The following is a 19,208-nucleotide window of genomic DNA, read 5'->3' as shown; positions in this document are numbered from 1 at the left end:
CAAACAACCCGGAAAACCGTTCAGAGATCCGCGCTCGGAGCCCTCGGGACAGTACCGGTCATACGGGAACGGCAGGTACCGTGGTCCTGGCCCGGACCCCAAGGAGCTTCAGGTGTTCAATGACATAGGACCGCTCGAGCTGATCACGCTCGTTGTCCTCGCCGTGCTCGTCTTCGGTCCGGACAAGCTCCCGAAGGTCATCCAGGACGTCATGCGGACCATCCGGAAGATCCGCGAGTTCTCGGAGAGCGCCAAGCAGGACATCCGCTCGGAGCTGGGCCCGGAGTTCAAGGACTTCGAGTTCGAGGACCTCAACCCCAAGACCTTCATCCGCAAGCAGCTGGACAACGACGAGCTGGGGCTCAAGGAGATCCGCAACGGCTTCGACCTGAAGAAGGAGATGGCCGAGGTCACCGACGCCGTGCACAGCACGGACACCTCGTCGTCCGCCTCCTCGTCGTCCTCGTCCGGTGGCCGGATCGACATGTCCAAGAAGCCCGAGGAGGACGGCAAGGACGACCGCCCGCCCTTCGACGCGGACGCCACCTGAGCCGTACGCCCCACCAGCAGGCGCTTGCCGAGCCGTTCAGCTCGCGGGCGCCTTTCGCTGTCGTACGGCTGCCACGTGACGCGTTTCATACCGAGCCGGCACGTCGCGAGGCCTGAACCCGCCCCCCGTATGCCTCGCGCGCCGGGCGGTTTCCCGGCAGCTCGGAGCGGTGTGGATATGCTGCCGAGTTGTTGTGCGGGCCGTACGCGAACCAGCGACGCCGCCCGAAGGGGGGCGGGCCGGTCCGGTCCGACGAGAGCTAGTAGGAGGCGTCCGGCACATGGAGACGACGAGCGGGACGGTCGCGCAGGCGCCGGCCGCGGAGGGTGCACAGCAGGTCCCCTCCGCCCGGCGCACGGTCGACGGCTACCTTCAGGCGCCCTTCCCCTGGTACGGCCTCGACGAGGCCTTCACGGGGCCGCGCTGGCTGATGCAGGTCGGCACGTCGGCCGACGGGGCCGTCGAGCACGGGTCGATCGGACACGGTGACGAGCCCTCCGTGAAGAACGAGGCGGGCTCCACGGGGGAGCCGAAGGAGAAGTTCGCGGTCGTGGTGACCGTCGCCGCCAACCCGTCCCGCAGGAGCGCGGACGGCACCGGGCTGCTGGAGGCCACGTCGGTCTCCTCCGCCGCCTGGCTGGCCGGAGTGGGCCTGCTGTCGTTCACCTGGCCCGGGCAGATGGACCACTCCCTGCGCGACGACTGGCTGGACCAGCAGACCGAGACGGCCTGGGTCCTGGCGGACGACCTGGAGGGATCCGACTGGTCGACCCTGTCCCTGCCGGTGGACGGCGTGCCCACGCCCTTCCACTACAGGGAGTCGGAGTTCGGCTGGGTCCTCGCGGGCTCCACCCAGGAGGGAGTGCACGTGGGGGCGTACGGGAGAGGCATGAGCGCGTACGGCCTCGGGTTCGCGATGATCAAGGACATCTCGGCGTACGCCTAGCAGGACGAAGGGGCACCGCAGACCCGAGTGGTGCCCCTCAAGTGTCCTGGACGTCAAGTGTCTGGACGTCAAGTGTCCTGAACGGCTGTTTTATCGGCCCAGTCGCCGCCGTACCCGCCGGACCTGGCGGTTGTCGGCGACCGCGTCGAGCAGCCGGCGCCCGGTGCCGGCCTCGTGGGCCGGGCCCTCCAGCCGCAGCAGGGTGCCGTCGCGGACGACGGCGTGCGCGACGGGGGTGTCGGTCTTCGGGAGCGTGACCGGGTGACGGCCCGCGGGGAGCTTGAGACGGGCGGGCAGCCGCAGGACGGCCGTCGTGCCGCCGTCGCCGGGAACGAGCTCGGCCTCCACCGTCAGCTCGGACACGGTGACCTTGACGCGTGCCGGGGCCCCGCCCGCGGTGGCCGCCACGTACGGCAGCGGCAGCGACCGCTCACCGCGCGCGGTGTTCGCGGCAGCCGCACCGGCGGTGTCGGAACCGAGCCTGCGCTGACGCTGGTCCACGTCGAGGGCGAGCTGACCGCTGCCCGTCCAGTACGGCAGCGAGAGCCGCCCGCCGGTCAGCGCCGGGCCCGCGGCCGGGGTGCCCGGGGTGCCGTCGCCGGTCAGGCGGACCATCCGGTCGATGCCCAGCAGCTGGACGAAGGCCCACACGTCGTGCACGCCGCGCTCCAACGGCCGCCCGCCCGCGAGCCGTTCGGGGGCCAGGCTCAGCCGCCCGGACGCGACGAGCCGCGACCGCCCCTCGCCGGCGGGCTCGAGCCGCACCTCCAGCTCACCCTCCGGGTACCACCAGTCCTCGCGGTCCCGGTCCTTGACGATCAGTTCGGCGTACGCCAGCCGGAACGGATCGCGGACCTCCCAGCCGCCCTCGGTCCCCGGCACCCCGGCCAGCAGCTCCGGGTCCAGCCACCGCTTCCCGTCCCGCTCGACGAGCACCAGCGGCTCACCGTCCCCCCGCAGCAGCTCCAGCGTGACGTCGGCGACGAGCCGCCCGTCCGCCCACCGCAACTCCCCGACGGTACTGCGGGCCTTGACCTCACGAACCCGCTCCGCGAGGGCCACGGCCCCGTCGAAGTCCCCGGCCTCCAGCAGCTCGGCCCGCAGCCGCGACACGACGGGCAGCCCCTCCCGTACGGCCGCGGGGAACTCCTCGACGGCCAGCCGCCGAGCCGCCTCGAACCGCTCCCGCTGCTGGACGGGGTCTTCGCGGAGGATCTCGGGCTCGCGGGTCCGGGACAGGACCTCGACGTGGTAGAGGCGGTGGAGGAGGCGGTTCTGGAGCGCGTCGACGTCGTCGGACGCGCTCGTGCCGTCCTTGATCTGGCGCACGATGGTGCGGCAGTTGTCCCAGAAGCCGTGGCGCGGGTTGAACCGGTGCTGGGTGTTGTTGCCGCCGTCGTCCCGCTTCATCCAGTAGTAGCAGGGGTAGTCGGCGAGGATCGAGATGCGCTCGGCCTTCAGGTAGGCGGCGCTGACGAAGGCCAGGTCCTCCAGGATCCAGGGGCCCTCGGGGAACCGGAGACCGTGCTCCTCGACGAAGGCCCGCCGGAACATCTTGTGCGGGGACATGCTCTGCATGAGCTCGTCGTTCTCGATCGTGCAGGCGCCCACGGTGTGCCGGAAGAGCCGCCGGGGCCGCACCATGGTGCTGGACATCTTGCCGAGCACCACGTCGGCGTCATTGCTCTTGGCGTGCGCGTACAGCCGCTCCAGGGCCTCGGGCCCGAGCATGTCGTCGTGGTCGACGAACTGGATGTACTCGCCCCTGGCGTGCCGCATGCCGAGATTGCGGGGCGCGCCCGGCCAGCCGGAGTTCGGCCGGGTGTGCACCTGGACGTTGGGATGTGCGGACGCGATCTTCTGGAGCCGGCCCAGCGTGTCGTCCGTCGACCCGTCGTCGACGTAGATGACCTCGTACTCGTCGGCGGGCAGACTCTGCCCCAGCAGCGACGGCGCGCACTCGTCGACGTACTTCCCGGTGTTGTAGACGGGGACGATGACGCTGACTTTGACTCTCGGCATTCCACGGACCCTACCCGGCCCATGGAATGCCTTCAGTCACGTACGTCTCAGAACTTGTTCCTGGGCGTGATCCCCAGCGAAAGCCCCGAAAGCCCCCGCTGCCGCCCCCCCAGCTTCCCCGCGATCCCCCGCAGCGCGGCCCCCGCCGGGGAGTCCGGGTCCGAGAGCACGACCGGCTTGCCCTCGTCGCCGCCCTCGCGGAGGCGGACGTCGATGGGGATGGAGCCGAGGACCGGGACCGTGGCCCCGATGGTGCGTGTCAGGCCGTCCGCGACCGTCTGGCCGCCGCCGGTGCCGAAGACGTCCACCATCTCGCCGCAGTGCGGGCAGGGCAGGCCGGACATGTTCTCGACCACGCCGACGATCTTCTGGTGGGTCTGGACCGCGATGGAGCCGGCCCGTTCCGCGACCTCCGCCGCCGCCTGCTGCGGGGTCGTCACCACCAGGATCTCCGCGTTCGGGACCAGCTGGGCCACCGAGATCGCGATGTCGCCCGTGCCCGGGGGCAGGTCCAGCAGGAGCACGTCCAGGTCGCCCCAGTACACGTCCGCCAGGAACTGCTGGAGGGCACGGTGGAGCATGGGCCCCCGCCACACCACCGGCGTGTTGCCCGGAGTGAACATGCCGATCGAGATGACCTTCACGCCGTTCGCCGACGGCGGCATGATCATGTTCTCGACCTGGGTCGGGCTGCCGTCCGCGCCCAGCATCCGCGGCACCGAGTGGCCGTAGATGTCCGCGTCGACGACCCCGACCTTCAGACCGTCGGCCGCCATCGCCGCCGCCAGGTTCACGGTGACGGAGGACTTGCCTACGCCGCCCTTGCCGGAGGCGACCGCGTAGACGCGGGTCAGGGACCCCGGCTTCGCGAAGGGGACCTCGCGCTCCGTCTGGCCGCCCCGCAGGGCCGTCGCCAGCTCCTTGCGCTGCTCGTCGCTCATCACGTCCAGCGTGACGTCGACGCGCGTGACGCCTTCGACCGCCGCAACCGCGTCCGTCACGCGCTGCGTGATCGTCTCGCGCATCGGACAGCCGGAGACCGTCAGGTACACGGTGACCGCGACCGCCCCGTCCGCCCCGATCTCGACCGACTTGACCATCCCGAGTTCCGTGATGGGCCGGTTGATCTCGGGGTCGTTCACCGTCGCCAGTGCCTCGCGCACCGCGTCTTCGCTAGCCATACAGACGATGGTACGGCGGTCACGGGCACCCCCCGCACCCCCGTCAATGGTCGTCTACGTCACGCCCGTGCGGCCGTTCTGCCGGGAATACGACATGCCCGTCGTGCTGCCTCGCCTCCAGCTCCTTCATCAGGTCCTGGAGCTCGGAGCGGATCCAGTCCCGGGTCGCCACCTCACCGAGGCCGATCCTGAGCGCGGCGATCTCGCGGGTCAGGTACTCCGTGTCCGCGATCGACCGCTCGTTCTGCTTGCGGTCCTGCTCCAGGTTGACCCGGTCCCGGTCGTCCTGCCGGTTCTGCGCGAGCAGGATCAGCGGGGCGGCGTAGGAGGCCTGGAGGGACAGCATCAGGGTGAGGAAGATGAACGGGTAGTTGTCGAAGCGCAGGTCGCCGGGCGCGAAGATGTTCCACAGCACCCACGCGATGATGACGACCGTCATCCAGACGATGAACCGGCCGGTGCCGAGGAAGCGGGCGATCCGCTCCGACAGGCGTCCGAAGGCCTCCGGGTCCCATTCGGGCAGCAGCCTGCGCCGCGGCGGGCGCGGCTGGTCGAGGCGGGCGCGGGTGCGGGTCGTCGCCGTGGCCCCGGCCGGCCCTCCGCGCTCGCGGTTCGAGCTCTCGCGCTCAGGCGTCATGGTGCGCCGCCCCCTCCGCGTCGAACTCCGTCTCCCGCCAGTCCTCGGGCAGCATGTGGTCGAGTACGTCGTCCACGGTCACCGCGCCGAGCAGCGAGCCCGAGTCGTCGACCACGGGCGCCGCGACCATGTCGTACGTCGCGAAGAACCCGGCGATGACCGGCAGGGTCGCGTCCGGGTCGAGGGCCTGGAGGTCGTCGTCGACGAGCGAGCTGACCAGGGTGTACGGGGGGTCCCGCAGGAGCCGCTGGAAATGGACCGTGCCGAGGTACTTGCCGGTCGGGGTCTCGTCGGGTGCCCGGCACACGTACACCTGGGCGGCGAGCGCGGGGGACAGGTCGGGGTTGCGGACGCGGGCGAGCGCGTCGGCGACGGTCGCGTCCGGCCGTAGGACGATCGGTTCCGTCGTCATCAGACCGCCGGCCGTGTGCTCCTCGTAGGCCATCAGGCGCCGCATGTCGGCCGCGTCGCCCGGCTGCATCAGGCTCAGCAGCCGCTCCTGCTCCTCCGGGGGGAGCTCGGAGAGCAGGTCGGCCGCGTCGTCCGGGTCCATGGCCTCCAGGACGTCGGCGGCCCGCTCCTCCTTCAGCTTGCCGAGGATCTCGATCTGGTCGTCCTCGGGGAGCTCTTCCAGCACGTCGGCCAGGCGGTCGTCGTCGAGCGCGGCCGCCACCTCCGCGCGCCGCTTGGCGGAGAGGTGGTGCAGGACGTTGGCGAGGTCGGCCGCGCGCAGCTGCTCGAAGGTGGCCAGCAGGCTCTCGGCGCCCTGTCCCTGCTCCTCCAGCGTGAAGCCGGTGACGGCGGACCACTCGACCGTCAGCGTCTCGCCCTTGCGCCGGAACGCCCCGCCCTTGCCCCCCTTGCGCACGAAGACCCGGTCGATCTCCCAGTCCCGGCGGGCCGGCAGGTGCTGCACCGAGATGTCGAGCACGGTGACCTGCTCGCCGTGCTCCACGAGCGTGACCCGCCGGTCCAGCAGTTCGCCGAAGACCAGGCGCTCGGTGGGGCGTTGCTCGAAGCGCCGGACGTTGAGCACGCCGGTGGTGATGACCTGGCCCGACTCGATGCTCGTCACCCGGGTCATGGGCAGGAAGATGCGGCGCCGCGTGGACAGTTCGACGACCAGGCCGAGCACCCGGGGCGGCCTGCGCCCGACGCGCAGCACGACGACCAGATCGCGTACGCGGCCCACCTGGTCGCCGTTGGGATCGAAGACGGCGACGCCCGCGAGATGCGAGACGAAGATCCGGGGGGCTCCCGCTGCCATGGCTGTGCTTCCTTTGTGTACGGGGTGGTGTACGAGGCCGCTTACCCGTCCGCGTACGAGGTGTTTCGTTCGTCGTTCGTTGTCCGGATTGCCCGCTCGGGAGGGCTTAAGGCTAGCCCGTACCGATCGGATCCGCCCTGGTGAGCGGTCCGGACGGTCCGGCTCCGTCCGGGGGCCCGGGCCCCGGTACGCTGCCGTACCACGCTCAAGGACCGTCGTCGGAAAGGCAGCCCCACCTGTGACCGCGATTCGCCCGGGCCGTAGCCGCAGGGCCGTACTGGTGGGCGCGGTGTGCGCCCTGGTCGTGACGGGGACGGCGCTCACGGGGTGCAGCGAGGACCCGGACGCGGGCACCAACGGGGTCGGCAAGCTGTCCGCCGAGCAGATCCAGGCCAGGACGCGGGCGGCGGCCGGGTCCGCGGAGGCGCTGCGGCTGTCGGGGAACGTGGTCACCAGCGGCCGTACGTACAAGCTCGACATGCGCCTGAGCGCCGACGGCGGCTCCGGGTCGGTCACCGCCGAGGGAACCACCTTCCAGCTGCTGCGGATCGGCGAGGAGCTGTATCTCAAGGCAGGCGCGGGCTTCTGGACCCAGGCCGACGGCAAGGGCGAGGACACGGACGCGGCCGCCGACAAGCTCGACGGCAAGTACGTCAAGGTGCCCGCGGGCGACCCGGCGTACAAGAAGTTCAGTGGTTTCACGGACAAGGACGTTCTCCTCGACGGGCTTCTGACCCTGCACGGCACCCTGGGTACCGCGGGCCATCACGAACAGGCGGGTACCCGCACGATCCGGATCACCGGTGACGAGGGCGACGGAGGCACGCTGGACGTCTCCCTGGAGGGGCAGCCCTATCCCCTGCGGCTGGCCCGGGCGGGCGGCGCGGGCACGCTGACCTTCTCGGCCTGGGGCAAGAGCTTCACCCTGACCGAGCCGGAGAAGGACGAGACGGTGGACTACGGCAAGCAGCTGCCGACGTCCTAGCCGCGCGGGCAGCGAAGCTATCCGCGTTTGCGGCGCCTCAGGAGCAGCCGGGGCAGCCCGGCCGGGATGGGTTCCCGCGTGGTCGCCGGTGTGGGCAGCGGTGCCGACGCCAGGTCACCGTCGGGCAATGGCACGGTCGTTCCCGTCGGCTCCAGGCGCAGCACCCGGCACTCACGCGCCCAACGGTCCGTCATGGCCTCGCCGTCGGGGGCGTTCAGCCGCTTCCCCTTCAGCTCGCCGACCGCCGCCTCCCATGCCTCGGACCCGGGCGCCGGCTCCACGACCCGTGCCGTCCAGGAGACCAGCCGGCCCCCCTTGTCCTTGCTGCGGACGGTCACCTCGGCGGTGCCTCCGTCGGCCAGCCCCGGCAACGGCTGCTCCCCGGGCCCGTCGCCGACCAGGCACGCGGCACCCTCGTGCCACACGTGCCACAGCGCACGGGCCGGAACTCCGGGACCCTTGACCCAGACCAGGCCGGACTTCTTGGTGGCCTCTTCCACAAGGGCGCGGTCGAGCAGCTCGCTGGTCATGGCGCCCACTCTAGAGCCAGCCGTTGCGCTTGAGGGTGCGGTGGATGCCCAGGCAGATGACACCGGTGATCGCCATGATCACGGGGTAGCCCAGCTTCCAGTGGGTCTCGGGCATGTAGTCGAAGTTCATGCCGTAGACCCCGCACACCATCGTCGGTACGGCGATGATCGCGGCCCAGGACGTGATCTTCCGCATGTCCTCGTTCTGGGCGACGGACGCCTGCGCGAGGTTGGCCTGGAGGATCGAGTTGAGGAGCTCGTCGAAGCCGAGGACCTGCTCCTGGACCCGGGCGAGGTGGTCGGCGACATCCCGGAAGTACTTCTGGATGTCGGGGTCCACCAGCCGCATCGGCCGCTCGCTGAGCAGCTGCATCGGCCGCAGCAGCGGGGCGACCGCGCGCTTGAACTCCAGCACCTCGCGCTTGAGCTGGTAGATCCTCGCCGAGTCGACACCGCGCGAGACCTTGCCGCCGCGTCCCGGGGTGAACACCTCGGTCTCGACCTCGTCGATGTCGTCCTGGACCGCGTCGGCGACCGCGACATAGCCGTCGACGACATGGTCCGCGATGGAGTGCAGCACCGCCGAGGGGCCCTTGGCGAGCAGCTCCGGGTCGTCCTGGAGGCGGTGGCGCAGTGCGCGGAGGGAGCCCTGGCCGCCGTGCCGGACGGTGATGAAGAAGTCCCGGCCGGTGAAGCACATGACCTCACCGGTCTCGACGATCTCGCTGTTGGCGGTGAGCTCGTCGTGCTCGACGTAGTGGATCGTCTTGAACACGGTGAACAGGGAGTCGTCGTAGCGCTCCAGCTTGGGCCGCTGGTGGGCCTGGACGGCGTCCTCGACGGCGAGCGGGTGCAGCCCGAACTCGCTTGCGATACCGGAGAATTCGGCCTCGCTCGGCTCGTGCAGACCGATCCACACGAACCCGCCGTCGCGGCGCACCTGGCGCATCGCCTCGTGCGGGCTCAGCTGGCAGTCGGTCTCCACGCGCCGGCCGTCGCGGTAGACGGCGCAGTCGACGACGGCGGAGGGCGTCGAGGGGTCGCGCGTCGCGTCGTACGCGCCGGTGTCCTTGCGCAGCGAGGGGCGCGACGGGCGCACGGCGGCACGCAGGTCACGGATCATCGACATGGCAGGCTCCTTCGTGACGGGCAACAAAGGGCCCCGGCGACGGGTGGAACTACCCGGAATGAGGACGTCCTGCGGTTGGTGTTTGGCACGTCCACAAAGCGGGGAGCACCGCACCATCGCGGTGGCGAACTTCGTTACTGACTCAGCTACTGCTGGCGATCAGAGTGATCAGAGAGATCAGGCAAAACGAACGAAGTGCTCTTCCGCACGAAGACGCGAACGTGAGAGGCGGCGGTTGCCGAACGTCACAGGGCTGCATCAGCGGCCGGAAGAACGAGTGGTACTACCAGGTCGACTTCGATCCATGACAGCCCCACCTCCTCCGGCCGGTCCCCCGTAAGGGACGATCCATTCCCGCAAGGGAGTCTCACAAGGCGTCGGGACTTGATCGCGACGCTTCTGCGTGCTGCCCCTACGACCGGGCCAGACTAGCAGCAGCCCGAAGTGTCAAGGCGCTGCTTTGCCCGGTACTGACGAGTTCTATGCTCGCCGCATGGCAGATGTTCTTCCTCTGGTCGAGGCCCGGTTGCGTGGCGCGCTGGGCGAGCCGGACGCGCGCGCGGCGGTCACCTTCCTCGGTACGGACCGCATCGAGGTGCTCCGCTTCACCGACGGGGACGTCGTCCGCTACGCCACCCTCGGCATGTCGGCGCAGCCGATGAGCGACCCCACCGCGATGCTCGCCGACCCCGTCAAGGGCCCGCGCGCCGAGCTGGTCATCTCCGTACGGGCAGGGCTCGCCGACACCGACAAGGTGCTCCGCCCGCTCGCCGTGCTCGCCGCGTCCCCGCAGGTCGAGGGCGTGGTCGTGGCCCCGGGTGCCTCCCTCGACGTGGGCGAACCCCTGTGGCCCGGCGCCCCGTTCACCTCGGTCCTGGTCGCCGAGCCGGGCGGCCTGGTCGAGGACCTGGAGCTCGAGGAGCCCCTCGACCCGGTGCATTTCCTGCCCTTGCTCCCGATGACGCCGAACGAAGCGGCCTGGAAGCGCGTCCACGGCGCCCAGGCCCTCCAGGAGCGCTGGCTGACGAACGGGACGGACCTCCGGGATCCGTCCCGGAAATCCGTCCCGCTGGAGTGACTGATCTCACCAACCGGTGGCCGGAAAGCGTCAGTTGGCGAACACCGCGACACTGTCCTCGACGGCGTGCTTCGGCTCCAGCTCCTCGGCGTCGTGCGTGAGGGCCTTCCGCCGTACGACGACCACGAGCGCGCCCAGCACCGCGGTCACCGCCGCCACCACGAACGGGATGTGGACGTCGGTCCACTCCTCGATCTTCGGCGCGAAGAAGGGCGCCGCCGCGGCCGCGAACCAGCGCACGAAGTTGTAGCCGGCGCTCGCCACGGGCCGCGGGGCGTCCGAGACGCCGAGCGCCAGTTCCGTGTAGACGGTGTTGTTCACGCCGATGAAGGCGCCGGACAGGATCGTGCAGACGATGGCCGCGGTGTGGTTGCCGTAGCCGAGGACGAGCACGTCGAGCGCGAGCAGCACGAGCGAGCCGCCGAGCACCTTCAGGGAGCCGAACCGCTCCTGGAGGCGCGGCGCGGCGAACACCGAGAACACGGCGAGCAGCACACCCCAGGCGAAGAACACGGCACCCGACTTGTACGGGGTCATGTCCAGCACGAACGGGGTGAAGGCCAGCACGGTGAAGAACGTGTAGTTGTAGAAGAACGACGAGACCGCGGCCGAGGCCAGGCCGCCGTGGCCGAGCGCCTTGAGCGGGTCCAGCAGGGACGTCTTGCGGGCCGGCTTCGGCTGCTCCTTCAGGAACGCCGTGATGCAGAGGAAGCCGACGGCCATCAGGAAGGCCGTACCGAAGAACGGGTAGCGCCAGCTGGCGTCACCGAGCAGGGCGCCGAGCAGCGGGCCGCACGCCATGCCGAGGCCGAGGGCGGACTCGTACAGCAGGATCGCCGCCGCGCTGCCGCCGGCCGCCGCGCCCACGATGACGGCGAGGGCCGTGGAGACGAACAGGGCGTTGCCGAGGCCCCAGCCGGCCCGGAAGCCGACCAGTTCGCCGACCGAGCCCGAGGTGCCGGCGAGTCCGGCGAAGACCACGACGAGGGCGAGGCCGAGCAGCAGGGTCCTCTTGCCGCCGATACGGCTGGAGACGAAGCCGGTGACCAGCATCGCGATCGCGGTGATCAGGAAGTACGAGGTGAACAGGAGGGAGACCTGGCTCGCCGTGGCGTCCAGGCCCTTGGCGATCGACGGCAGGATCGGGTCCACGAGTCCGATGCCCATGAAGGCGACGACGGACGCACCCGCCGTCGCCCACACGGCCTTCGGCTGGCGCAGGATGCCGCCGGCTCCCGCATCGAAGGGGTCCATGGTCTTTCCTCCACTCTCGACGAAGCTCAGCTGTTAGTTGGTATATACACATACTAAGTTAGGGCAGCTAATAAATGCAAGCTACATCTAAGTCGGCGGGTGGTGCCGGGACGATTCGCTTCGGTCCGGACGGGTGATCGTCCTTGACGTGGCGGAGCGAGGGTAGGACCGTGGGGCCCTATGAGGGGCGAACCCAGTTGCCCGAAGTGTGGTGGCCGGGTCAGGGCTCCCGGACTCTTCGCCGATTCCTGGCAGTGCGATGTGCACGGGACCGTGCATCCGCTGCAGCCCGTGATCCCGCCCAGCGTCGAGGCCCTCGGTGTCGTGGTGCATCGCACGCAGGTACCGGTGTGGATGCCGTGGCCGCTGCCGGTGGGCTGGCTGTTCACGGGCGTGGCCTGCGCGGGCGACGACCGCAGCGGAGGCCGTGCGACGGCCGTGGCGTGCACGGGACCGGGCCCGCTCGGGGGTGTCGGCGAGCTGATTCTCGTGGCCGAGGAGCTCGGCGTCGGGCTCGGGGCGCGTTACGCGGGGATCGACGGGCCGGACCCGGGGCCGTACATGAGCGTCGAGAAACCACCGCAGGCGAAGGTGCTGGCCGCCGGTCGGCCGACGCCCCTGTGGCATGTCGCCGGTGTGCCCGACGACCGGGCGGTCTTCGCCGGGGAGGCGCTCGGCATGTGGCTGTGGGCCGTCGTCTGGCCCGAGCAGTCCGGCCTGCTCATGTACGACGAGCTGGTGCTGACGGATCTCCGGGACGCGGGGGCCGAGGTGGAACTGGTGCCCTGCGGGGCGCTGTCGCCGCGCTTGCTGAAGCCGTAGCGCCTACGAGAGAGGGCCTTGCGCCTACGAGAGAGGGCCTTCCGGTTGGCGGGCGGCCGCGGGTCTGTTGTGGTCGGCCGCGCAGTTCCCCGCGCCCCTGGGTGGTTACCCTTAGGTGTTCTTTTCCGTGCCGGCCTGCTGGAGTCCCCACTCGTGCGTATCGATCTGCACTGTCACTCCACGGCATCCGACGGCACTGACAGCCCCGCTGAGCTGGTGCGCAATGCTCGCGCCGCCGGGCTGGACGTCGTCGCCCTCACCGATCACGACACGACCCGCGGGTACCGCGAGGCCGTCGCCGCGCTGCCCGCCGGGCTGACGCTCGTCACCGGGGCCGAGCTGTCCTGCCGGATCGACGGGGTCTCCATGCACCTGCTGGCCTATCTCTTCGATCCCGAGGAGCCGGCGCTGCTCGCCGAGCGGGAGCTGGTGCGGGACGACCGGGTACCGCGGGCGCAGGCCATGGTCGCGCGGCTCCAGGAGATGGGCGTGCCGGTCACCTGGGAGCAGGTCGCGCGGATCGCCGGGGACGGGTCCGTGGGGCGGCCGCACGTCGCCACCGCACTCGTCGAGCTCGGGGTCGTGCCGAGCGTGGACGCCGCCTTCACGGCCGACTGGCTGGCCGACGGCGGCCGGGCCCATGTGGCGAAGCACGAGACCGACCCCTTCGAGGCGATCCGGCTGGTCAAGGCGGCCGGTGGAGTCACCGTGTTCGCCCACCCGGGCGCGAGCAAGCGCGGCCGCACCGTCCCGGAGTCCGCGATCGCCGAGATGGCCGCCGCCGGGCTCGACGGCATCGAGGTCGACCACATGGACCACGACACGGACACCCGTGAGCGGCTGCGGGGGCTCGCCAAGGAACTGGGACTGCTGACCACCGGGTCCAGCGACTACCACGGCACCCGCAAGACGGTGGCGCTCGGCGAGTACACGACCGATCCCGAGGTGTACGGGGAGATCACGCGGCGGGCGACGGGGGCGTTCCCCGTCCCGGGGACCGGCGGGGCCTGAGATCGGTCCCGGCCCTCTCGTCCACCCTCTCCTCCCGCAAGGCCTCTCATGTTCGACGTCGCCGTCTTCGGCTCGCTCTTCCTCACCCTGTTCGTCATCATGGATCCCCCCGGGATCACCCCGATCTTCCTCGCCCTGACCGCCGGCCGGCCCGGCAAGGTGCAGAAGCGGATGGCCTTCCAGGCCGTCTGCGTGGCGGGCGGTGTCATCGCCGTCTTCGGTGTCCTGGGCCACCAGATCCTGAACTACCTGCACGTCTCCGTGCCCGCGCTGATGATCGCGGGCGGACTGCTGCTCCTGCTGATCGCCCTGGACCTGCTCACCGGCAAGACCGACGAGCCGAAGCAGACCAAGGACGTGAACGTGGCGCTCGTACCGCTGGGCATGCCGCTGCTGGCCGGGCCGGGGGCGATCGTCTCCGTGATCCTCGCCGTGCAGAAGGCGGACACCGTGGCCACGGAGGTGTCCGTGTGGTGCGCGATCCTCGCCATCCATGTCGTGCTGTGGCTGGTGATGCGGTACTCGCTGCTGATCATCCGGGTCATCAAGGACGGCGGGGTGGTGCTGGTGACCCGGCTCGCGGGCATGATGCTCTCCGCGATCGCCGTGCAGCAGATCATCAACGGCGTGACCCAGGTGATCCGGGCAAGCTGAAAGGGCCCCGGTCGGTGACCGGGGCCCTGAAGCGTGTGAAGTGATCCGTGTCCGTTACGAGGCCGTGGTGTCGGCCGGACGGATCCACAGCCGCTGCCCTATGGCGGCGGCCTGCTGAACGATCCGGTTGACGGAGGCGGCGTCCACGACGGTGCTGTCCACGGGCGTACCGTCGACGTCGTCGAGTCGCATGATTTCGAAGCGCACAGGCTTCTCCCTTCGTCTGGTCATCCTCCTGCGGAGAATTGCTGCGTACGTAGGTAGTCAACGGGGTGCGTGTTACAAACATTCCCTACGCTAAAGAAATTTTTCGAACGACTAACTACTGACCGGTAAGTGAGTCTTCGGAGACTCCTTGGGACCGGTTGTGTTCGCAGCGTGACCGCCGGGACAATGGAGGCGATGAACGACGACCTCGCGCCCCTGAGCGCCCGCATCGACCGCACGAACGAGCTGCTCCAGCGCATGCTCGCCGAGGTGGCGAAGACCCCCTCGACGCATGCGATCTTCGTCGACGCGGGATACCTCTACGCGGCCGCGGGACGACTCGTCGCCGGCACCGAGGACCGCCGCGCCTTCGACCTCGACGCCGAGGGACTGATCGAGGCCCTCATCGACCGGGCCCGCACCATCTTCGCGGACAGCAGACTGCTGCGCGTCTACTGGTACGACGGCGCCCGACGCCGTATCCACACCGCGGAACAGCAGTCCATCGCCGAACTCCCGGACGTGAAGGTCCGGTTGGGCAACCTCAACGCCAACAACCAGCAGAAGGGCGTCGACTCCCTGATCCGCACCGACCTGGAGTCCCTGGCCCGCCACCGCGCCATCAGCGACGCGGCGCTCCTCGGCGGCGACGAGGACCTGGTCTCGGCGGTCGAGGCCGCCCAGGGCTACGGGGCCCGCGTCCACCTGTGGGGCATCGAGGCACCGGAAGGGCGCAACCAGGCGGAGCCGCTGCTCTGGGAGGTCGACAGTCAGCGCACCCTCGACCTCGACTTCTTCAAGCCGTACGTCTCCCGGCGCACCCCGGTCGCCTACGAGGCGACCGCCGCCCGGCCCACCCGCGAGGCCGTCCGTTTCGTGGGCGCGCAGATCGCGGCCAAGTGGCTGGGGGAGCGGGGGAGGGAGGCGCTCCAGGAGCTCCTGCCCGGCCATCCGTATCTGCCGGGCTCGGTGGACCAGGACCTGCTGGTGGAGGCGGAGGGACTGCTCCAGTACTCACTGCGCGGCCAGTCGGATCTGCGGCGGGCGCTGCGGGACGGGTTCTGGGAGCATCTCCAGGGGCAGTACTGACGTTTCAGTCGTCGCCCGGGGTGAGGCTGTCCCAGAAGTCGGCCAGGGCGCGGGCCGTGGGGAGCGGCTCGTCGGCGTTGGGGGAGTGGTCGGCGCCCGGGATCACCGTGCGGCGGGCCCGGAGCCGTACGGCCATGTCGTCCAGCAGCGGGACGGGCCAGGCGTCGTCCTGGGAGCCGGACAGGACGTGGAACGGCAGCGGGACGGCGGCCAGCTCGGCGACCCGGTCCGGCTCGGTGCACAACTGGCGGCCCCCGGCCAGGAGTTGGGCGGGCTTGTTGCCGAGCCAGCGGCGGCGCAGCTGCACGACGTCCCCGATGCCCTTCGCGGGGCCGCCGACCTCCTCCGGCGGGCCCATGGCCATGATCACGTCCCACACCTCGGCCATCGTCATCACACCGAGCGCGTCCCGCAGCAGCTTCACGCGCTGCTGCTGGGAGTCGGAGATCTGCGCCGGGCCCGAGGAGACGAGGGTGAAGGACAGGAAGGGGGAGTGGTCGAGGAGGACGGCGGCGCGGGAGACCTGGCCGCCCATGGAGTGCCCGACCAGATGCAGGGGCGTTCCGACGGCGGCGGCCTGGGCGAGCACGTCACGCGCCAACTCGTCCTGCGCGTAAGCGGATTCGTCGGACTCCGGCCCGTCCGACTCGAACTGTCCCCGGCCGTCCACCGCCACGACCCGGTACCCGCGTGCCGTCAACGGCTCGTGCAGCAGTGTGAAGTCCTCTTTGCTCCCGGTGAACCCCGGCACGAACAGGACGGTGCCCTTCTCGGCGACACCGGCGGGCACGTCGGAGTCCACGACCGCGAAGTCGCCGCGGGCCGTGTGCAGGGGGTAGGTGCGGGCGCCGGGGGGCGGGGCGAAGACGGCTCGGGTGCTCACGGGGTGAGGGTATCCGGCGGGGTGGGGGAGGGGTGGCTGCCGGGTGCGGGCGGGGGTGCGGGTGCGTGTGCTGGGTGCGGGTGTGTGGGGGCCGGTCGCGCAGTTCCCCGCGCCCCTGGGTGGGTGCGGCGGGGGGCGGCTGTGTGGTTCCCGGAGTCGGGGTGGTGAGACGCCGACGGCCCGGCCCCCGTGAGGTGGGCCGGGCCGTTCGGTGTGGGGTCAGCTGTCCGCGGGTTCCGCGGCGGCCGTCTTGCGGGTACGGCGACGCGGTGCGGCCGCCTTCGGCTCCTGGTCGGCCTGAGCCGGGATGCCGGCGGTCACCGCGGGCTCGGCGGCCTTGCGGGTGGTGCGCCGACGGGGCTTGGCCTCGGCAGCCTCGTCCGCGGCGGTCTCCGCCGGGGCGGCAGCCGTGGTCTTGCGGGTGCGGCGCGGCTTGGTGGCCGTGCCTTCCGCGGTGTCCACGGCCGTCTCGGCGGCCTTCGTCGCGGCCGTCTTGCGCGTCCGGCGCGGCTTGGCGACCTCGGCCACCTCCGGCTCCTGGACCGTCTGGACCGGGATCTCGGCGGTCACCGTCTCGGCCGGCTCGGCGGCCTTGCGGGTACGGCGGCGCGGCTTGGCCTCTGCCGCCTCGGCCGTGTCCACGGCAACCTCGGTGGCCTCGGCGGCCTTGGTAGCAGCCGTCTTGCGGGTGCGGCGCGGCTTGGCCTCCGTGGCCTCGGCCGTGTCCACCGCGGCTTCGGCGGCCTTCGTCGCGGCCGTCTTGCGAGTGCGGCGCGGCTTGGCCTCGACGGCCTCGGCGGTCTCGGCCGTGGCGGTCTCCGCCGGGGCGGCTGCCGTGGTCTTGCGGGTGCGGCGCGGCTTGGCCTCCGTGGCCTCGGCCGTGTCCACCGCTGCCTCGGCAGCCTTGGTCGCGGCCGTCTTGCGGGTCCGTCGCGGCTTGGTCTCCGCGACCTCCGCGACCTGCGAGGTCTCCACCGTCTCCACCGCGGCCACGGCGGGCTCGGCGGCCTTGCGGGTACGGCGGCGCGGCTTGGCCTCCACGGCCTCGGCCGTGTCCACCGCAGCCTCGGCGGCCTCGGCGGCAGCGGTCTTCCGGGTACGGCGCGGCTTGGCGGCCGGCGCCTCCGCGACGACCTCCGGGACCGGCGCGGTCTCGACGACCGGGGCTTCCGCGGACCTGCGGGTCCGGCGGCGGCGCGGCTTGGCCGGGGCCTCGGTGTCGAGGGACGGGCCCTCCGCCGTCGTCACCGCGGACTCGGCGGCCTCGGACGCGGCCGGCTCGGCCGTCACCGCTGCCGTGGACGCCGTGACCGGCGCGGAGTCGGCCGCTCCACCGCGGGTGCGGCGACGGCGGCGCGGGGTACGGGTTGCGGTCACGTCCTCCGCCGATGTGGTCGCGCCGGTCTCCGACGGGGCGACCGCCTCGGCGGTGGCCGTAGCGTCCAGCGGGGTCCCGCTGCGGGTACGGCGGCGACGGCGCGGGGTGCGTTCCGAACGCTCGCGGTCGGCGGAGCGGGACTCGTCCCGGCCACCCCGGCCGCGACCCCGGTCCCGGTCGCCGCGGCCACGCGCACCGCGCCCGCCCGGCTCGCCCAGGTCCTCGAGCTCCTCCGCGTCGAGGCCCGCGCGGGTGCGCTCGGCCCGCGGCAGGATGCCCTTGGTGCCCGCGGGGATGTTCAGCTCCTCGTAGAAGTGCGGGGAGGTGGAGTACGTCTCCGGCGGGTCGTTGAAGTTGAGCTCCAGCGCCTTGTTGATGAGCTGCCAGCGCGGGATGTCGTCCCAGTCGACGAGGGTGATCGCGATGCCCTTGGCGCCCGCGCGGCCGGTGCGGCCGATGCGGTGCAGGTACGTCTTCTCCTCTTCGGGCGACTGGTAGTTGATGACGTGCGTGACGCCCTCGACGTCGATGCCGCGGGCGGCGACGTCGGTGCAGACGAGGACGTCCACCTTGCCGTTGCGGAAGGCGCGCAGCGCCTGCTCCCGGGCGCCCTGGCCGAGGTCGCCGTGGACCGCGCCGGCCGCGAAGCCGCGCTGCTGGAGCTGGTCGGCGAGGTCGGCGGCGGTGCGCTTGGTGCGGCAGAAGACCATGACCAGGCCCCGGCCCTCGGCCTGCAGGATGCGCGCGACCATCTCGGGCTTGTCCATGTTGTGCGCGCGGTACACGTGCTGCTTGGTGTTCGCGACCGTCCTGCCCGCGTCGTCGGGCGAGGTGGCGTTGATGTGCGTGGGCTGCGACATGTAGCGGCGGGCGAGACCGATGACCGCGCCCGGCATGGTCGCCGAGAACAGCATGGTCTGGCGCTTGGCCGGCAGCATGTTGATGATCTTCTCGACGTCGGGCAGGAAGCCCAGGTCGAGCATCTCGTCGGCCTCGTCGAGGACGAGCGCCTTGATGTGGCTGAGGTTGAGCTTCTTCTGGCCCGCGAGGTCGAGAAGCCGGCCCGGGGTGCCGACGACGACGTCGACGCCCTTCTTCAGGGCTTCGACCTGGGGCTCGTAGGCGCGGCCGCCGTAGATGGCGAGAACGCGTACGTTGCGTACCTTGCCCGCGGTCTGCAGGTCGTTGGTGACCTGCGTGCACAGCTCACGCGTGGGAACGACGATGAGCGCCTGCGGGGCGTCGGTCAGGGCCTCGGGCTTGGCGCGGCCGGCCTCGACGTCGGCGGGGACGGTGACGCGCTCGAGGAGGGGGAGGCCGAAGCCCAGCGTCTTGCCGGTGCCGGTCTTGGCCTGGCCGATGACGTCGGTGCCCGAGAGGGCGACCGGGAGCGTCATCTCCTGGATGGGGAAGGGGTTGATGATGCCGACGGCTTCGAGGGCCTCGGCCGTCTCGGTGAGAATCCCGAGATCGCGGAAAGTCGTAGTCAGGGTGCTGCCTCTTCTGTGTGCGCGGTGCGAGGCGAGCGCGGGGGTCGTCATGACCGTGCTGGGGACGTCGGCTGCCTTACGGGCGAAGCCGTAAT

18 protein-coding genes are annotated in these 19,208 nt (G+C 71.1%); 8 read left to right on the top strand and 10 right to left on the bottom strand.

Annotated features, from left to right (window positions below; all coding sequences use genetic code 11):
- Positions 1–112: 112 nt before the first annotated feature.
- Together OHN19_RS14600 and OHN19_RS14595 are read left to right on the top strand one after the other, a co-directional pair.
- On the top strand, positions 113–550 hold the full coding sequence (locus tag OHN19_RS14600; RefSeq protein ID WP_330264603.1) for a sec-independent translocase: 438 nt from the start codon (positions 113–115) through the stop codon (positions 548–550).
- 280 nt (positions 551–830) lie between these two features.
- The gene (locus OHN19_RS14595) at positions 831–1,496 is read left to right on the top strand and encodes a hypothetical protein (RefSeq protein WP_330264602.1); all 666 of its coding nucleotides are present in this window, start codon (positions 831–833) and stop codon (positions 1,494–1,496) included.
- Between the two features lie 90 nt (positions 1,497–1,586).
- Here the strand turns inward: OHN19_RS14595 and OHN19_RS14590 are convergent, their stop codons facing one another.
- From OHN19_RS14590 to OHN19_RS14575, 4 genes are read right to left on the bottom strand one after another with little or no spacing between them, the layout of a single operon-like run.
- Positions 1,587–3,518, bottom strand: coding sequence for a glycosyltransferase family A protein (locus OHN19_RS14590; RefSeq protein ID WP_330264601.1), 1,932 nt, complete (start codon positions 3,516–3,518; stop codon positions 1,587–1,589).
- Positions 3,519–3,565: 47 nt separating this feature from the next.
- Positions 3,566–4,699, bottom strand: a complete 1,134-nt coding sequence (locus tag OHN19_RS14585) for an Mrp/NBP35 family ATP-binding protein (protein ID WP_330264600.1) — start codon at positions 4,697–4,699, stop codon at positions 3,566–3,568.
- Between the two features lie 43 nt (positions 4,700–4,742).
- Positions 4,743–5,336: a DUF1003 domain-containing protein gene (locus OHN19_RS14580; RefSeq protein WP_330264599.1), complete on the bottom strand. Its 594-nt coding sequence runs from the start codon at positions 5,334–5,336 to the stop codon at positions 4,743–4,745.
- Positions 5,326–6,603 carry a magnesium transporter MgtE N-terminal domain-containing protein gene (locus OHN19_RS14575; protein WP_330264598.1) on the bottom strand — a complete coding sequence of 426 codons (1,278 nt, stop codon included), beginning with the start codon at positions 6,601–6,603 and terminating at the stop codon, positions 5,326–5,328. Before OHN19_RS14575 ends, OHN19_RS14580 begins: the two co-directional genes overlap by 11 nt.
- A gap of 238 nt (positions 6,604–6,841) precedes the next feature.
- Here OHN19_RS14575 and OHN19_RS14570 point away from each other — a divergent pair, with 238 nt between their 5' ends.
- On the top strand, positions 6,842–7,588 hold the full coding sequence (locus OHN19_RS14570; protein ID WP_330264597.1) for a hypothetical protein: 747 nt from the start codon (positions 6,842–6,844) through the stop codon (positions 7,586–7,588).
- Positions 7,589–7,605: 17 nt separating this feature from the next.
- On the opposite strand, the gene OHN19_RS14565 is transcribed toward OHN19_RS14570, so the two are convergent.
- The gene (locus OHN19_RS14565; protein WP_330264596.1) at positions 7,606–8,118 is read right to left on the bottom strand and encodes a hypothetical protein; all 513 of its coding nucleotides are present in this window, start codon (positions 8,116–8,118) and stop codon (positions 7,606–7,608) included.
- Positions 8,119–8,128: 10 nt separating this feature from the next.
- Positions 8,129–9,247: a magnesium and cobalt transport protein CorA gene (locus tag OHN19_RS14560; RefSeq protein WP_330264595.1), complete on the bottom strand. Its 1,119-nt coding sequence runs from the start codon at positions 9,245–9,247 to the stop codon at positions 8,129–8,131.
- Between the two features lie 493 nt (positions 9,248–9,740).
- On the opposite strand from OHN19_RS14560, the gene OHN19_RS14555 reads away from it, so the two are divergent.
- Positions 9,741–10,325 (top strand): suppressor of fused domain protein, encoded by a 585-nt coding sequence (locus tag OHN19_RS14555; RefSeq protein WP_330264594.1) that lies wholly within the window; start codon positions 9,741–9,743, stop codon positions 10,323–10,325.
- A gap of 30 nt (positions 10,326–10,355) precedes the next feature.
- Here OHN19_RS14555 and OHN19_RS14550 read toward each other — a convergent pair whose 3' ends face one another.
- On the bottom strand, positions 10,356–11,579 hold the full coding sequence (locus OHN19_RS14550) for an MFS transporter (RefSeq protein WP_330264593.1): 1,224 nt from the start codon (positions 11,577–11,579) through the stop codon (positions 10,356–10,358).
- Between the two features lie 180 nt (positions 11,580–11,759).
- Between OHN19_RS14550 and OHN19_RS14545 the strand changes: the two genes are divergently transcribed.
- The 3 genes from OHN19_RS14545 (at position 11,760) to OHN19_RS14535 (ending at position 14,066) form a co-directional block, all read left to right on the top strand.
- Complete coding sequence (locus OHN19_RS14545; protein WP_330264592.1) at positions 11,760–12,401, top strand: DUF6758 family protein; 642 nt, start codon at positions 11,760–11,762, stop codon at positions 12,399–12,401.
- 153 nt (positions 12,402–12,554) lie between these two features.
- Positions 12,555–13,412: a PHP domain-containing protein gene (locus OHN19_RS14540; RefSeq protein ID WP_330264591.1), complete on the top strand. Its 858-nt coding sequence runs from the start codon at positions 12,555–12,557 to the stop codon at positions 13,410–13,412.
- 48 nt (positions 13,413–13,460) lie between these two features.
- Entirely contained in the window at positions 13,461–14,066 is a 606-nt protein-coding gene (locus tag OHN19_RS14535; RefSeq protein WP_330264590.1) for a MarC family protein, read from the top strand.
- 54 nt (positions 14,067–14,120) lie between these two features.
- Here OHN19_RS14535 and OHN19_RS14530 read toward each other — a convergent pair whose 3' ends face one another.
- A complete protein-coding gene (locus tag OHN19_RS14530) occupies positions 14,121–14,273 on the bottom strand; it encodes a hypothetical protein (protein ID WP_020136747.1) in 153 nt (50 codons plus the stop codon).
- Between the two features lie 195 nt (positions 14,274–14,468).
- Here OHN19_RS14530 and OHN19_RS14525 point away from each other — a divergent pair, with 195 nt between their 5' ends.
- Complete coding sequence (locus OHN19_RS14525; RefSeq protein ID WP_330264589.1) at positions 14,469–15,362, top strand: NYN domain-containing protein; 894 nt, start codon at positions 14,469–14,471, stop codon at positions 15,360–15,362.
- A 4-nt stretch (positions 15,363–15,366) separates the two neighbouring features.
- Here OHN19_RS14525 and OHN19_RS14520 read toward each other — a convergent pair whose 3' ends face one another.
- Both OHN19_RS14520 and OHN19_RS14515 read right to left on the bottom strand, forming a co-directional pair.
- A complete protein-coding gene (locus OHN19_RS14520; RefSeq protein ID WP_330264588.1) occupies positions 15,367–16,245 on the bottom strand; it encodes an alpha/beta hydrolase in 879 nt (292 codons plus the stop codon).
- A 219-nt stretch (positions 16,246–16,464) separates the two neighbouring features.
- Positions 16,465–19,020: a DEAD/DEAH box helicase gene (locus OHN19_RS14515; protein ID WP_330269614.1), complete on the bottom strand. Its 2,556-nt coding sequence runs from the start codon at positions 19,018–19,020 to the stop codon at positions 16,465–16,467.
- Between the last annotated feature and the right edge of the window lie 188 nt (positions 19,021–19,208).

Origin of the sequence: Streptomyces griseorubiginosus, assembly GCF_036345115.1 — a bacterium.
GTDB classification, from domain to species: domain Bacteria; phylum Actinomycetota; class Actinomycetes; order Streptomycetales; family Streptomycetaceae; genus Streptomyces; species Streptomyces griseorubiginosus_C.
The sequence above is the reverse complement of the archived record's forward strand: the minus strand, read 5'-3'. Positions and strand labels throughout refer to the sequence as shown.